Source organism: Streptomyces sp. NPDC042002 (genome assembly GCF_055588305.1).
Genome location: NZ_JBVJCT010000001.1, coordinates 415,894 through 430,408 on the forward strand (window position 1 = coordinate 415,894; position 14,515 = coordinate 430,408).

11 protein-coding genes are annotated in these 14,515 nt (G+C 70.7%); 8 read left to right on the plus strand and 3 right to left on the minus strand.

What is annotated here, in order from left to right; translation table 11 throughout:
* Positions 1-94: 94 nt before the first annotated feature.
* The gene (locus tag ACZ6KY_RS01800) at positions 95-1,015 is read right to left on the minus strand and encodes a carbohydrate kinase family protein (protein ID WP_469308310.1); all 921 of its coding nucleotides are present in this window, start codon (positions 1,013-1,015) and stop codon (positions 95-97) included.
* Entirely contained in the window at positions 1,012-2,079 is a 1,068-nt protein-coding gene (locus ACZ6KY_RS01805; RefSeq protein ID WP_469308311.1) for a LacI family DNA-binding transcriptional regulator, read from the minus strand. The genes ACZ6KY_RS01800 and ACZ6KY_RS01805 overlap by 4 nt, the downstream gene beginning before the upstream one ends.
* A gap of 363 nt (positions 2,080-2,442) precedes the next feature.
* Here ACZ6KY_RS01805 and ACZ6KY_RS01810 point away from each other — a divergent pair, with 363 nt between their 5' ends.
* Positions 2,443-2,868, plus strand: a complete 426-nt coding sequence (locus tag ACZ6KY_RS01810) for a Rieske (2Fe-2S) protein (protein ID WP_469308312.1) — start codon at positions 2,443-2,445, stop codon at positions 2,866-2,868.
* Positions 2,869-2,964: 96 nt separating this feature from the next.
* Here the strand turns inward: ACZ6KY_RS01810 and ACZ6KY_RS01815 are convergent, their stop codons facing one another.
* Positions 2,965-3,912 (minus strand): hypothetical protein, encoded by a 948-nt coding sequence (locus tag ACZ6KY_RS01815; RefSeq protein WP_469308313.1) that lies wholly within the window; start codon positions 3,910-3,912, stop codon positions 2,965-2,967.
* 238 nt (positions 3,913-4,150) lie between these two features.
* On the opposite strand from ACZ6KY_RS01815, the gene ACZ6KY_RS01820 reads away from it, so the two are divergent.
* The 7 genes from ACZ6KY_RS01820 to gap all read left to right on the plus strand — a co-directional run bounded on the left by ACZ6KY_RS01820 (position 4,151) and on the right by gap (position 14,488).
* Complete coding sequence (locus ACZ6KY_RS01820) at positions 4,151-4,546, plus strand: hypothetical protein (RefSeq protein ID WP_469308314.1); 396 nt, start codon at positions 4,151-4,153, stop codon at positions 4,544-4,546.
* A gap of 189 nt (positions 4,547-4,735) precedes the next feature.
* Positions 4,736-7,075, plus strand: a complete 2,340-nt coding sequence (gene uvrC, locus ACZ6KY_RS01825; RefSeq protein ID WP_469308497.1) for an excinuclease ABC subunit UvrC — start codon at positions 4,736-4,738, stop codon at positions 7,073-7,075.
* Positions 7,072-8,091, plus strand: coding sequence for an RNase adapter RapZ (gene rapZ, locus ACZ6KY_RS01830; RefSeq protein WP_469308315.1), 1,020 nt, complete (start codon positions 7,072-7,074; stop codon positions 8,089-8,091). Before uvrC ends, rapZ begins: the two co-directional genes overlap by 4 nt.
* Positions 8,088-9,158, plus strand: a complete 1,071-nt coding sequence (locus ACZ6KY_RS01835) for a gluconeogenesis factor YvcK family protein (RefSeq protein WP_469308316.1) — start codon at positions 8,088-8,090, stop codon at positions 9,156-9,158. The genes rapZ and ACZ6KY_RS01835 overlap by 4 nt, the downstream gene beginning before the upstream one ends.
* Positions 9,149-10,138, plus strand: coding sequence for a DNA-binding protein WhiA (whiA, locus tag ACZ6KY_RS01840; protein ID WP_401325262.1), 990 nt, complete (start codon positions 9,149-9,151; stop codon positions 10,136-10,138). Before ACZ6KY_RS01835 ends, whiA begins: the two co-directional genes overlap by 10 nt.
* 190 nt (positions 10,139-10,328) lie before the next feature.
* Positions 10,329-13,286 (plus strand): M14 family metallopeptidase, encoded by a 2,958-nt coding sequence (locus tag ACZ6KY_RS01845; protein WP_469308317.1) that lies wholly within the window; start codon positions 10,329-10,331, stop codon positions 13,284-13,286.
* A 191-nt stretch (positions 13,287-13,477) separates the two neighbouring features.
* Positions 13,478-14,488: a type I glyceraldehyde-3-phosphate dehydrogenase gene (gap, locus tag ACZ6KY_RS01850; RefSeq protein WP_469308318.1), complete on the plus strand. Its 1,011-nt coding sequence runs from the start codon at positions 13,478-13,480 to the stop codon at positions 14,486-14,488.
* Positions 14,489-14,515 lie beyond the last annotated feature (27 nt).

The following is a 14,515-nucleotide window of genomic DNA, read 5'->3' on the forward strand; positions in this document are numbered from 1 at the left end:
CGGGAACTCCCCGCGGGGCGCCGTCCGTTGTGAAGTCGACCGCGTCCGGCCCGCCATCGCGGTTCGAGGACCGAGGTGCGGCAACCGGGCGTTCTTACAAGTCGCCGAGTTCGCCGAGTTCGCGGGCGTACGGCGGTTCGGCTCCGGCGCGGGAGCAGGTGACGGCCGCGGCGCGGGCCGCGAAGCGCAGGAGTTCGGTCCAGCCCCGGGGGCCCAGTTCCGCGAGTGCGGTCGGGGACAGGGCGTTCCGGGCGGCCAGGCCGTGGAGCAGGGCCGCGTTCACGGTGTCGCCGGCGCCGATGGTGTCCACGACGTCGACCGGTTCGCCGGGTACGGAGTGGACCGAGCCGTCCCGGGTGAACGCGGTGAGCCCGTCGCCGCCCTGGGTGATGACGACGGCGGCGGGTCCGGCGGCCAGCCACTCGCGCGGGGTGCCGCCGAGCCACCGGGCGTCCTCCTCGGACAGCTTGAGCAGGGACACCGAAGGCAGCCAGCTCTTGAACCGGGCGCGGTACGCGTCCGGGTCGGGGATCAGGCCGGCACGGATGTTCGGGTCGAGGGCCGTGAAAACTCCCCGCCCGGAGGCGGCCCTCATCAGTTCCTCGTACGCGCTCGCGCCCGGTTCCAGGACGAGCGAACAGGTGCCGAAGGACACCGCGCGCGCCGCGTCGGGGAGCCGGTCCGGGGCCGAGAAGAGACGGTCCGCCGTGCCCTCGACGTAGAAGGAGTACGCGGCCGAGCCGTCCGTGCCGATCGTGGCGACGGCCAGGGTCGTCGGTTCGTCGCCGCGCTGCACGGACGACACGTCGACGCCCGCGTCGCCGAGTCCGCGCAGGAGGGCCTCGCCGAACGCGTCGCGTGAGACGCGGGAGCAGAAGGCGGTGGGGGAGCCGAGGCGGCCGAGCGCCACCGCCGTGTTGTAGGGGCCGCCGCCGAGACGAGGCAGCAGGCCCGCCAGGGCGCCCGCGTCCTGCGGCACCAGATCGATCAGGGCCTCACCGGCGACGACGATCACGACGCGGGTCCTTTCCTCGGTGTCTCGGGGTTTTCGGGGTGTACGGCGCTCTCGGGGCAGCCGCACGAGCTGCGGTGGACGAAGGCGGCGGGCAGCCGGACGGTCCGGCTCTCCAGTTGCGGCGACGCCAGCCGTTCCAGAAGCAGTCGGACGGCCGTGGCGCCGATCTCCTTGCCGGGCTGGGCGATCACGGTGAGCCGGGGTGTGAACAGATCCGCCCAGGAGAAGTCGTCGAAGCAGCACAGTGCGAGGTCGTCGGGCACGGACAGGCCCCGTTCGCGCAGGGCCCGCAGCACGCCGATGGTCATGGCGTTGTTGGCGGTGACGAGCGCGCCGGGCGGCGCTCCGAGGGACAACAGCCGATGGGCGGCCTCCTCGGCCGTCTCCGTCCGGGAGTCGCCGTGCGCCACGAGCCGTTCGTCGTAGGGGAGTCCGGCGTGCGCGAGGCCGTGCCGGTAGCCGGTGATCCGCTCGGTCGTGGTGCTGAGTCCGGGCAGGCCCGCGACCAGTCCGATACGCCGGTGCCCTCGCTCGGCGAGGTGCGCGACCAGGCTCGCCATCGGTCCGGTGTTCTCGGCGCAGACCTGGTCGTGACGGAAGCCGCTCCCGGCGAGAGGGCCCACGAGCCGGTCCAGGAAGACGGTGGGTACGTCGTGCCGCCCGAGGTAGCGCAGGAGTGCGTCCGGGGTCGCCGACGGAGCGATGATCATTCCGTCGACGCGTCGCTCGTGCAGCAGTTGGACGACTGTGCGCTCGTGCTCGGGGTCGTCGTGCGGATCGGCGATCAGCAGGCCGTAGCCGTGTTCCAGGGCCTCGGCCTCGACACCCTGGAGGATCTCCGTGAAGTACGGGTTGCTGATCGCCGACACCGCGAGCCCGATGGAACGCGTACGTGAGGTGACGAGCGAACGGGCGAGGGTGTTGGGCGTGTAGCCCAGCTCGTCGATCGCGTCGAGAACGGCCTGGCGCGTCCCGGGCAGCACCGGGCGCGTGTCGTTGAGGACGTGCGAGACGGTCGCGATGGACACGCCCGCCCGACGGGCCACATCGGCCATCGTCGCCATGGCACTTCCTCCCTCGGGACTCGGGCGCTCGTCCGTGAACGGAACCCGCGTGCAGACCCCCAGCCCCTGATACGGAACTCGGGCCCCGGAAACGGAACCAGGTTTTCGCGGGCGAACGTATCCCATCCGACCACAGACGTAAACGCTTACGCATACGTTTGCGCAAGCGTTTACGTCAGTGGTTCACGGCAGCGTCTGCGTCCGGGGTCGCGCCGGGCCGTCCCGCATCGAGCGGAACGATCTGTACCGGTATGGTCGGTGCGCGACACCCTTTCCCGTGTTCCCGTGTTCCCGTCTTGCCGTGTTCAGCGTTGTCGCGCCCGGCGGAGTGTCCGCCGGGCGCCCTCGATCAGTGGAGATGCCATGTCCGGCCGTCCGTCCGCGAGCCGTCGTACCGTCCTGCGGGGAGCGGCGCTCACCCCGGTCGCCGGGCTCGGCCTCGCCGCGTGTTCCGGCGGCAGTGGCGGCGGAGCCCCCGCGACGCCGACCGCTCCCGTCGTCCTGGGCTCGGAGGGCGAGGTCGCCAAGGGAGGCGCGCAGCTGTACCAGGACCGGAACGTCGTGGTCAGCCGCGCCGAGGACGGTTCACTCAAGGCGTTCAGCTCGATCTGCACCCATGCCGGGTGCGCCATCAACAAGCTGCAGGGCACGACGCTCGTATGCCCGTGCCACGGCAGCGAGTTCGACGCCATGAACGGCAAGGTGCTGCGGGCACCGGCCACCGTGCCGCTCCACGAACTGCCCGTCGAGGAGATGAACGGGAAGATCGTCGCCGGGCCGGGCGCCTGAGCCCGAGTGCGGGCCGGGCGTTCGAGCCCAAGTGCCGGCCGGACGCCTGAGCCGAGTGAGGCCGGACCGGCCCGGGCGCCGCACCCGAGCGGGCGGTCACTCCCAGTCCCATCCGATCCCCACGATCCCCGACCGCACGCGTGGCTCGACCAGGTGTACCGAGCGGTGGTGGCCGCTCAGCGTCAGTTCCTGGCGACCGCTGCGCGGCGCCGCCGCGGAGTGCTGGGTGAAGCGGTGGCAGCGTACGGGCAGCGCGTTCTCGGTGAAGTGCACCTGGAGCGCGTACTGTCCGCCCGCGAAGCCGAACCCGCGGACGTACTCACTGGACGCCCCGGCCGTGCCGTCCTCGAAGGCGTAGCGGAAGAGGAACGTATCGCCTGCCCGTAGCCGGGTGTCGAAGAGCAGTTCGGCGACGAGCACGCCGGTGCCGCCGTGCCAGCGCACCCGGCCCGTACGGCAGTTCTCCAGAGCCCGGACCGCCGTCCGCTCCGGTGCGCATCCGGGATCACCGTGGTGGATGGCCACATAGCGGTCCACACCGTCCTTGTGGGCGCGCACTATGTGGTGCGATTCGCGGCCCAGCAGTTCGCGACGGGCGCCTATCCGGACCTGTTCGTGATGGCCGATAGTGTGCAGACCACCGTCGAGCGGGGACTCCAGTTCGGCCAGCAGCCGTTCCAGGGCACCGGAGGCCTCGACCAGGGAGCGGTACGAACGCCGCGTGGGGCGCTCCGGATCCGAACGTTCCTCGGCCTCCGCCAGCAGCCTGATCAGGGACTCGTCGGGCAGCTGGAGTATCTCCTCCAGGGCGCGGACGGCCCGCAGCGACTCGGGGCGCTGGGGGCGCCGGGCGCCCTGCTGCCAGTAACTCAGGCTCGTCACCCCGACCTTGACGCCGTACCGCGACAGATGGTGCTGGACGCGTTGCAGCGGCAGCCCGCGGGCGTTGATCGCGGCGCGCAGTGCGACATGGAAAGGGCCGCCCCGCAGGGCCGTTTCCAGTTCCGCCGTGGCGACGTCCGCGTGCTGTGTGCCGTGCCGCATGCAGGGGCCTTTCTGTGGATGTTCACTCCGGCTGGTCAGGCCGTTCGAGCGGTTCGTCGGCGTCGCCCGGTGGGCGCGCGGGGGCTGCTCACACGTGGGTTTCGTCGTTCACGCCCCGAGTTCCCCCGCATTGAAGCGTGTTGACCAAGTCCCGACAACACCTGATGCTCAACATGGCTCACCGCAGCCCCCCGGACGCGCTCCTTCCCTCCACGACCCCCACTCGGGAGCAGACACGATGCGCCACAGACGACGACTCGTCGCTCTCGCCGCGGTTCTGGCCGCCCTGGGCGCCACCCCGGCGACCGCGGCCGTCGGGCGCGCGGCAGGTCACCCCGGCACGTCCGCGCACGCCGGCGGGCTTCCGGGCGCCGATTCGACACGGCTCGGCGCGGAGGCCGCACACGACGCGCCCCTTGTGGCCGGATTCGGCGTGGCGCTGGTTGAGCGCGGAGCGCACGGGGACGACCGGGGCCCTGGCGGGGACAGGGGACCCCGGCGCGGGGGAGTCCGCAGCGGCGACGCGGACCCCACCGACCCCTTCGTCGTGGTGGCGTCGGCGACGGCCGGCGCGGGCGCCCTCGTCGCGCTCGTCCTGAGCGTCTCCAGGGCGCTGCGCCGACGCCGCGGCTGACACCGCGAGGGACCGTCGAGAAGCCCGGCGGGAGAGTTCCGGGCCGAGTCCGCCTCCGGATGAGCCGTGGCGCTCGGTGCCGTGCGGGCCGGGACGATCGCCGTCGTCACCGGCGGGGCCGATGCTCCCGGAGTCGTACCGGCGCGGTCCCGCGAGTTCTGTCCACAGGCGGGCCGGGAGCCGACCGCGCTGTCGGCCCACGCCAGTAGGGTGTGTGACATGGCCGACCCCTCCAGCTACCGCCCCAAGCCGGGACAGATCCCGGACTCTCCCGGGGTGTACAGATTCCGCGACGAGCACCGCCGGGTGATCTACGTCGGGAAGGCGAAGAGCCTGCGCCAGCGCCTGGCGAGCTACTTCCAGGACCTGGCGAATCTCCACCCGCGCACCCGCACCATGGTCACCACGGCGGCGTCGGTGGAGTGGACGGTCGTGTCCACGGAGGTCGAGGCCCTTCAGCTGGAGTACTCCTGGATCAAGGAGTACGACCCCCGGTTCAACGTCAAGTACCGCGACGACAAGAGCTACCCCTACCTCGCCGTGACGCTGAACGAGGAGTTCCCGCGCGTGCAGGTGATGCGCGGCCACAAGAAGAAGGGCGTGCGCTACTTCGGTCCCTACGGGCACGCGTGGGCCATCCGCGACACCGTCGACCTGCTGCTGCGCGTCTTCCCGGTCCGCACCTGCTCCGCCGGTGTCTTCAAGAACGCCTCCCGCACCGGCCGGCCCTGCCTCCTCGGCTACATCGGCAAGTGCTCCGCCCCCTGCGTCGGCCGGGTCTCGGCCGAGGAGCACCGCGATCTGGCCGAGGAGTTCTGCGACTTCATGGCGGGCCGTACGGGGACGTACATCCGTCGCCAGGAGCAGCAGATGACGGACGCGGCCGAGGAGATGGAGTACGAGCGCGCGGCCCGGCTGCGTGACGACATCGAGGCCCTGAAGAAGGCCATGGAGAAGAGCGCGGTCGTCCTCGCCGACGCGACCGACGCCGACCTCGTGGCCGTCGCCGAGGACGAGCTGGAAGCCGCCGTACAGATCTTCCATGTGCGCGGCGGACGCGTGCGCGGCCAGCGGGGCTGGGTCACGGACAAGGTGGAGGCGGTCACCACGGGTGACCTCGTCGAGCACGCGCTCCAGCAGCTCTACGGCGAGGAGACGGGCGACTCGGTCCCCAAGGAGGTGCTGGTCCCGGCGCTGCCCGAGCCGTTTGAGCCCGTTCAGGAGTGGCTGACCGCGCGCCGCGGCTCGAACGTGTCCCTCCGCATCCCGCAGCGTGGCGACAAGAAGGCGCTCATGGAGACCGTGCAGCGCAACGCGCTCCAGGCGCTCGGCCTGCACAAGACCAGGCGTGCCTCCGACCTGACCACGCGCTCGCGGGCCCTGGAGGAGATCGCCGAGGCGCTCGACCTGGACAGCGCGCCGCTGCGGATCGAGTGCTACGACATCTCGCACCTCCAGGGCGACGACGTGGTGGCCTCGATGGTCGTCTTCGAGGACGGGCTCCAGCGCAAGGGCGAGTACCGGCGCTTCCAGATCAAGGGCTTCGCCGGCCAGGACGACGTCCGCTCCATGCACGAGGTGATCACCCGCCGCTTCAAGCGCTACCTCGTCGAGAAGGAGAAGACGGGGGAGTGGACGGACGGCGAGGACACCGCCGCGGAGACCTCGGAGACCGCCGTCTCCGGGACCCTGCTCGCGGAGACCCCTCCCGCTGAGACTCCCGCCTCGGGCACCCGGCTCGCTGAGACCGCCGCCTCGGGCACCCCGTTCGTGGAAACCCCCGCCTCCGGGACCGCCGACGCAAGGACCGCCGCCCCGGGTACACCGCTCGCGGAGACCTCTGCCTCCGGGACCCCGCGTCCAGAGGGCCCCGATTCCGAGACCCCTTCCTCGGGGATCCCCGTCTCCGTGAGCGCCTACTCCGAGGACGACGGCCGGCCCAAGCGCTTCGCCTACCCTCCGCAGCTCGTCGTCGTCGACGGTGGCCGGCCGCAGGTCGCCGCCGCCCAGCGGGCCCTCGACGAGCTCGGCATCGACGACATCGCCGTATGCGGACTCGCCAAGCGCCTGGAGGAGGTGTGGCTGCCGGACGAGGACGACCCGGTGGTCCTGCCGCGCACCAGCGAGGGCCTGTATCTGCTCCAGCGGGTCCGGGACGAGGCCCACCGTTTCGCGATCACCTACCAGCGCGCCAAGCGGGCCAAGCGCTTCAGGTCGGGCCCCCTGGACGACGTGCCGGGCCTGGGCGAGTCGCGCAAACAGGCACTGATCAAACACTTCGGCTCCGTGAAGAAGCTCCGGTCCGCGACGATCGACCAGATCTGCGAGGTTCCCGGCATAGGGCGAAAGACGGCGGAGACCATCGCCGTGGCCCTCGCCGAGGCGGCTCCGGCCGCACCCGCCGTGAACACGGCGACTGGAGAGATCATGGAAGACGACGAAGACGCGGCGCCCGAAACGACGGCGGGCCCCGCGGAGGAGCCCGTGACCGCGGGCGCCTCGGACGAGCGACGGGGGCAGGAGACATGACCGAGAACGACGCGCGTGAAGAAGAACGCCCGGCGCAGGGCCAGGAAGAACACCCGGAAGCAAGCGAAGATCACGCGGAGCAGGAAGCACCACGGGAAGACGGAGCACAGGTGGGTACGGGCAACGAGACGGCCGGAACGGGAGTTCCGGACGCCGTCATCCCCGAGTTGGTGATCATCTCCGGTATGTCCGGAGCCGGCCGGTCCACGGCCGCGAAGTGTCTGGAGGACCTCGGCTGGTTCGTCGTCGACAACCTGCCGCCCGCGCTGATCCCCACGATGGTCGAGCTCGGCGCCCGCTCACAGGGCAACGTGGCCCGGATCGCGGTCGTCGTCGACGTACGCGGCCGGCGGTTCTTCGACAACCTCCGCGAATCCCTGGCCGACCTGGAGTCCAACAACGTCACCCGGCGGATCGTCTTCCTGGAGTCCTCCGACGAGGCCCTGGTGCGCCGCTTCGAGTCCGTGCGCCGGCCGCACCCCCTCCAGGGCGACGGCCGCATCGTGGACGGGATCGACGCCGAGCGCGAGCTGCTGCGCGAGCTGCGCGGCGACGCCGACCTGGTCATCGACACCTCCAGCCTGAACGTGCACGAGCTGCGCGCCAAGATGGACGCCCAGTTCGCGGGCGACGAGGAGCCCGAGCTGCGGGCCACCGTCATGTCCTTCGGCTTCAAGTACGGCCTCCCGGTCGACGCCGACCTGGTCGTGGACATGCGCTTCCTGCCCAATCCGCACTGGGTCCCCGAGCTGCGCCCCTTCACCGGCCTCAACGAGGAGGTCTCGGCGTACGTCTTCAACCAGCCCGGAGCCAAGGAGTTCCTCGACCGCTATGCCGAACTGCTCCAGCTCATCGCCGCCGGATACCGGCGCGAGGGCAAGCGCTATGTGACCATCGCGGTCGGCTGCACCGGCGGCAAGCACCGCTCGGTGGCGACCGCCGAGAAGCTCGCCGCCCGCCTGACCTCCCAGGGCGTGGAGACCGTGCTCGTGCATCGGGACATGGGGCGCGAGTGACCGGACGTACTACCCTGCGGCTGAGCCGGCTGCGCCGGGAGATCCCCGGGGACCGAGCCACCCAGCCGGTCGCGGCGCGCGGCGCCAAGCCGCGCCGTCGCGGCGCCCAGCCCAAGGTCGTCGCCCTCGGCGGCGGCATGGGGCTGTCCGCCTCGCTCGCCGCGCTGCGCCGGATCACCGGCGACCTCACCGCCGTCGTCACCGTGGCCGACGACGGCGGCTCCAGCGGCCGTCTGCGCGACGAGCTGGGCGTCCTCCCGCCCGGTGATCTGCGCAAGGCCCTGGCGGCGCTGTGCGGTGACGACGACTGGGGCCAGACCTGGGCCCGCGTCATCCAGCACCGTTTCCAGTCCAAGGGCGACCTGCACGAACACGCGGTCGGCAATCTGCTGATCGTCGCCCTGTGGGAGCAGCTCGGCGACCATGTCCAGGCCCTCGACCTGGTCGGCAAGCTGCTGGGCGCGCACGGCCGGGTGCTGCCCATGTCCGCGGTGCCCCTGGAGCTCCAGGCCCTGGTCAAGGGGCACGACCCCGACCGGCCCGAGGAGGTCGGCACCATCCGGGGCCAGGCGAACGTGGCGCTCACCCCCGGCGAGGTCCAGTCCGTGCACGTCGTACCGCACGACCCGCCGGCGGTGCCCGAGGCAGTGGCGGCGGTCCTCGACGCGGACTGGGTGGTTCTCGGCCCCGGCTCCTGGTTCTCGTCGGTCATACCGCATCTTCTGGTGCCCGAACTTCTGGATGCCCTCAGCCAGACGAGGGCGCGCCGGGTACTCTCCCTGAACCTCGCCCCGCAGCCCGGAGAAACCGAAGGCTTCTCCCCGCAGCGTCATTTGGAGGTTTTGGGACGACACGCCCCTAAACTCGCCCTGGACGTGGTGCTGGCCGACGAGGCCGCCGTGCCCGACCGCGACTCTCTCGCCGACGCCGCCCAGCGGTTCGGCGCCGCGGTCGAGCTGGCGCCGGTGGCCCGGACCGACGGATCTCCGCGGCACGACCCGGAGCTGTTGGCCGCCGCGTACGACCGTATTTTTCGGATGCATGGAAGGATCGGCCCATGGCGATGACGGCAGCGGTGAAGGATGAGATTTCCCGGCTCCCCGTCACCCGGACCTGCTGCAGGAAGGCGGAGGTCTCCGCCATTCTGCGGTTCGCCGGCGGCCTTCACCTGGTGAGCGGCCGGATCGTGATCGAGGCGGAGCTGGACACCGCCATGGCGGCGCGCCGCCTGAAGCGGGACATTCTGGAGATCTTCGGCCACACCTCCGAACTGATCGTGATGGCACCCGGCGGGCTGCGCCGCGGCTCGCGCTACGTGGTGCGCGTCGTCGCGGGCGGTGACCAGCTGGCCCGCCAGACCGGGCTCGTGGACGGGCGGGGCCGCCCGATCCGGGGGCTGCCGCCGCAGGTGGTCTCGGGGGCCACCTGCGACGCCGAGGCGGCCTGGCGCGGGGCCTTCCTGGCCCACGGCTCGCTGACCGAGCCCGGCCGCTCCTCCTCCCTCGAGGTGACCTGCCCGGGGCCGGAGGCCGCGCTCGCGCTGGTCGGCGCCGCCCGCCGGCTGTCGATCGCCGCGAAGGCCCGCGAGGTGCGCGGGGTGGACCGCGTGGTCGTCCGCGACGGCGACGCGATCGGCGCGCTGCTGACCCGTCTCGGCGCGCACGAGTCGGTGCTGGCCTGGGAGGAGCGGCGGATGCGCCGCGAGGTCCGCGCCACGGCGAACCGGCTCGCCAACTTCGACGACGCCAACCTGCGCCGCTCGGCGCGTGCCGCCGTCGCCGCCGGGGCCCGTGTCCAGCGCGCCCTGGAGATCCTCGCGGACGAGGTGCCGGAGCATCTCGCCGCCGCCGGACGGCTGCGCATGGAGCACAAGCAGGCCTCCCTGGAGGAGCTGGGCGCCCTCGCCGACCCGCCGCTGACCAAGGACGCCGTCGCGGGCCGTATCCGCCGGCTGCTGGCGATGGCCGACAAGCGGGCGCAGGACCTCGGGATCCCCGGGACGGAGTCGAGTCTGTCCGAGGAGATGGCGGACAACCTCGCGGGCTGACCCGGATCCGCGGGGCGGTGTGAAAAACGTGCGGGATTATCTGACAGAAGCTCAATATGCCGGTGCCGGCGCCCACTTGGGAGGTCGGCACCGGCGTTGATCGGCCCGCGAGGCGCCCTTGACTTGACCTTGAAGTGTCATGAGCCTGGCATCTGTTCGCTGCTGTGGCGGACCAGTGCAAGGGGGGCTCATGAGACGAAGAGCGAGCGCGATCCTCGCTACCGGCGCGCTCCTGCTGGGCGGTGCGGCCGTGGCGCCGATGGCCCAGGCGCAGAACGACAGTTCACCCAAGCCCGACGCGAACGCCGTGAAGGTGTTCCGCGCCGAGGTCACGAAGCAGCAGGTACCCCTGCTGCTCGCGGCCGGCCAGGACGGTCACGAGCTCGGCGACACGACCTGGAAGAACGGCAGGAGCACGGTCGAGGTCTACGTCACCGACCAGCAGGCCAGGAAGCTGGAGAAGCAGGGCGTCGACCTCACCGAGCACACGCTCTCCGCCAAGGCCGAGAACCGGGTCGAGGGCGCCGCCCAGGGGGTGTTCCGCCCGTACAGCGGGAAGGGCAACCTCGAAGAGGAGATCGTCAGGACGGGTGAGGCCCACCCCGGCCTGACCAAGGTCGTCTCCATCGGCAAGACCGTGAACGGCCAGGACATCCTCGCGCTCAAACTGACCAAGGGCGCGAAGACGACCAGGGACGGCGCCAAGCCGTCGGTGCTGTACATGTCCAACCAGCACGCGCGCGAGTGGATCACGCCCGAGATGACGCGGCGGCTGATGCACTACTACCTGGACAACTACGCCACGAACAAGCGCATCAAGAAGATCGTCGACTCCACCGAGCTGTGGTTCGTCCTGTCGGCCAACCCCGACGGCTACGACTACACGTTCAAGGACGCCGACGCCCGCCAGTGGCGCAAGAACATGCGGGACGTGAACGGCGACGGGGTCATCTCCACCGGTGACGGTGTCGACCTCAACCGCAACTTCGCCTACAAGTGGGGTTACGACGACGAGGGTTCGTCCCCCAACCCCACCAGTGAGACCTACCGCGGCGCGAGCCCGAGTTCCGAGCCCGAGACCAGGGCGCTGGACGCCTTCGAGAAGCGGATCGGCTTCACGTACGGCATCAACTACCACTCCGCCGCCGAACTGCTCCTCTACGGAGTGGGCTGGCAGGTGGCGACGCCCACCCCGGACGACGTGCTGTACAAGGCGCTCGCCGGAACCCCCGAGAACCCGGCGATCCCGGGCTACCACTCGCAGGTCTCCTCGGAGCTGTACACCACCAACGGCGAGGCGGACGGCCACGCGGGCAACGTCAACGGCATGGCGATGTTCACCCCCGAGATGTCGACCTGCCAGACCGCCTCGGACCTCGATCCGAACGACGCCTGGAACGCGGCGGACTGCGCCTCCGTCTTCACCTTCCCGGACGACGAGAAGCTGATCGAGCAGGAGTTCGAGAAGAACGTCCCGTTCGCGCTCTCCGTCGCCGAGACCGCGGCCCATCCCGACCGGCCGTCGTCCTCGGTCGGCATCGACGCCCCCGACTTCACCCCCGCCGCCTTCTCCACGTCGTACTCCCGCGGCGCGGACCAGGAGGTCTCCGTCGTCGTCCGCAAGTCCGTACGCGACAAGGAGCTCAAGTACCGCGTCAACGGCGGCCGTACGCTCGACATGGCGCTCAGGCCCTGGAAGGGCGGCGACACCTACGGCGGCACGGACAACCTCTACTTCGACGAGTACCGCGCCAAGGTCAAGGACGGCGACCCGGGCGACAGGGTCGAGGTCTGGTTCACCGGCGAGACCAGAAGCGGAAAGCCCACCTCCAGCACGCACTTCACGTACACCGTGGCCCAGCGGCCGCGGGCCGACGTGCTCGTGGTCGCCGAGGAGGGCGCGACCGCCACACAGGCGCAGACCTACGTCGACGCGCTGAAGGCCAACGGCAGGAAGGCCCTCGTCTGGGACGTCGCCACCCAGGGCGCGCCGGACGCGCTCGGCGTCCTCGGTCACTTCGGGACCGTCGTCCACTACACCGGCGCCCTGCGACCCGGCAACGCCACCCAGCTCCAGCTGCGGGCCTTCCTCAACGAGGGCGGCAAGCTGGTCGAGGCGGGCGAACTGGCCGGCGGCAGCGTCGACCTCGGCGACGGCACCCTCTCGAACGACTTCAGCCAGTACTACCTGGGCGCCTACTCCCGTACGTCCACTCCCGGCGCGAGCGGCTTCACCGGCTCGGGGAAGCTCGGCGGCGCCACGGGAGCGCTCGGCGACGCGCCCGGCAACCCGCTCAACGCGGCGGGCACCTACGGCGTCACCTCGGACTCGCTCGCCGCGGCGCAGTACCCGCAGTTCGCCTCCGGCGCGGGAGCGGGCCAGTTCAGCGGGACCGTCAACCCGTACGGGCCGTACGCGGGCTCGTACATGGCCGCCGCGGTCCACACCGACGACGCCTACAAGCGCCTCACCCGCACCATCGACCTCACCGGGGTCGGCGCCGCCGACAAGCCGACGCTCCGTTCCCAGATGCTCTGGGACACCGAGCCCGGCTACGACCACGCGATCGTCGAGGTCCACACCACCGGGGCCGACGACTGGACCACGCTTCCCGAGGCGGGCGGTGCCACCTCGGCCACGGTCCCGACCGAGTGCGAGGCCGGCTTCCTCGCCCGGGAACACCCGTGGATCAAGCACTACCTGACCGTGAGCGCGGCCGGCTGCACCGCCACGGGCACCAGTGGCGCGTGGAACAGCTTCACCGGCGCCTCCAGCGGCTGGCAGCCGGTCGCCTTCGACCTGAGCGCGTACGCCGGCAAGTCGGTCGAGGTCTCGTTCAGTTACATCACCGACCCGGGCACGGGCGGCCACGGGCTCCTCCTCGACAACACCTCTCTCGTGGTCGGCGGCACCGCCACCGGTACGGAGGGCTTCGAGTCCTCCCTCGGTCCCTGGGCCGTCGCCGGTCCGCCTGCGGGCAGCCCGGCCGTCCTGCGGGACTGGGCGCGCACCGGAGAACTCTTCAAGACATATGGAGCGGTCACCACGGACGACTCCGTACTGCTGGGCTTCGGCCTGGAACACGTCGGTACGGCGGCCGACCGCGCGGCTCTGATCGGAAAGGCACTCTCGGCACTGCGGAGCTGACTGACCGTGACAATCGCATGAACAGCGCGGGTGATCCGTACCCCTACTGACGGGTACGGATCGCCCTGCCGTGTATGGCCCTACTCGATGTCACTCCGGGCGCTCCAGGGAGGTAGGGTCGGAGGCGGTCGGGGACATCCCATACAACTCGCCGACATCTGAGTCGGCGTACCTAACGAGGAGATCGGTTCGTGACGATCCGCGTAGGCATCAACGGCTTTGGCCGCATCGGTCGTAACTACTTCCGCGCGCTGCTGGAGCAGGGTGCTGACATCGAGATCGTGGCTGTCAACGACCTGGGTGACACCGCGACCACCGCCCACCTGCTCAAGTACGACACCATCCTGGGCCGCCTCAAGGCCGAGGTGTCGCACACCGCCGACACGATCACCGTCGACGGGCACACGATCAAGGTCCTGTCCGAGCGCAACCCCGCCGACATCCCGTGGGGCGACCTCGGCGTCGACATCGTCATCGAGTCGACCGGCATCTTCACGAAGAAGGCCGACGCCGAGAAGCACATCGCCGGCGGCGCCAAGAAGGTCCTCATCTCGGCTCCGGCCAAGGACGAGGACATCACGATCGTGATGGGCGTCAACCAGGACAAGTACGACCCGGCGAACCACAACATCATCTCCAACGCCTCCTGCACCACCAACTGTGTGGCGCCGATGGCCAAGGTTCTCGACGAGAACTTCGGCATCGTCAAGGGCCTGATGACGACGGTTCACGCGTACACGAACGACCAGCGCATCCTGGACTTCCCGCACTCGGACCTGCGCCGCGCCCGCGCCGCCGCCGAGAACATCATCCCGACCACGACCGGTGCCGCCAAGGCCACCGCCCTGGTCCTCCCGCAGCTCAAGGGCAAGCTGGACGGCATCGCCATGCGCGTGCCGGTCCCGACCGGTTCGGCCACCGACCTGGTCGTGACGCTGCAGCGCGAGGTCACCAAGGACGAGGTCAACGCCGCGTTCAAGAAGGCCTCCGAGGACGGCGACCTCAAGGGCTACCTGGCGTACACCGAGGACGAGATCGTCTCCTCGGACATCGTCAGCGACCCGGCCTCCTGCACCTTCGACTCCTCCCTGACCATGGTCCAGGAGGGCACCACGGTGAAGATCCTCGGCTGGTACGACAACGAGTGGGGCTACTCCAACCGCCTCGTCGACCTCACGGTCTTCGTCGGCGGCCAGCTCTAACTCCCAGAGCAGGCACCTCGATGTGAG

Coding starts and splice junctions, on each gene's coding strand:
- ACZ6KY_RS01815 (WP_469308313.1), bottom strand. CDS start 3,912: ATGCGGCACGGCACACAGCACGCGGACGTCGCCACGGCGGAACTGGAA.
- rapZ (WP_469308315.1), top strand. CDS start 7,072: ATGACCGAGAACGACGCGCGTGAAGAAGAACGCCCGGCGCAGGGCCAG.
- whiA (WP_401325262.1), top strand. CDS start 9,149: ATGGCGATGACGGCAGCGGTGAAGGATGAGATTTCCCGGCTCCCCGTC.
- ACZ6KY_RS01805 (WP_469308311.1), bottom strand. CDS start 2,079: ATGGCGACGATGGCCGATGTGGCCCGTCGGGCGGGCGTGTCCATCGCG.
- ACZ6KY_RS01845 (WP_469308317.1), top strand. CDS start 10,329: ATGAGACGAAGAGCGAGCGCGATCCTCGCTACCGGCGCGCTCCTGCTG.
- ACZ6KY_RS01820 (WP_469308314.1), top strand. CDS start 4,151: ATGCGCCACAGACGACGACTCGTCGCTCTCGCCGCGGTTCTGGCCGCC.
- ACZ6KY_RS01810 (WP_469308312.1), top strand. CDS start 2,443: ATGTCCGGCCGTCCGTCCGCGAGCCGTCGTACCGTCCTGCGGGGAGCG.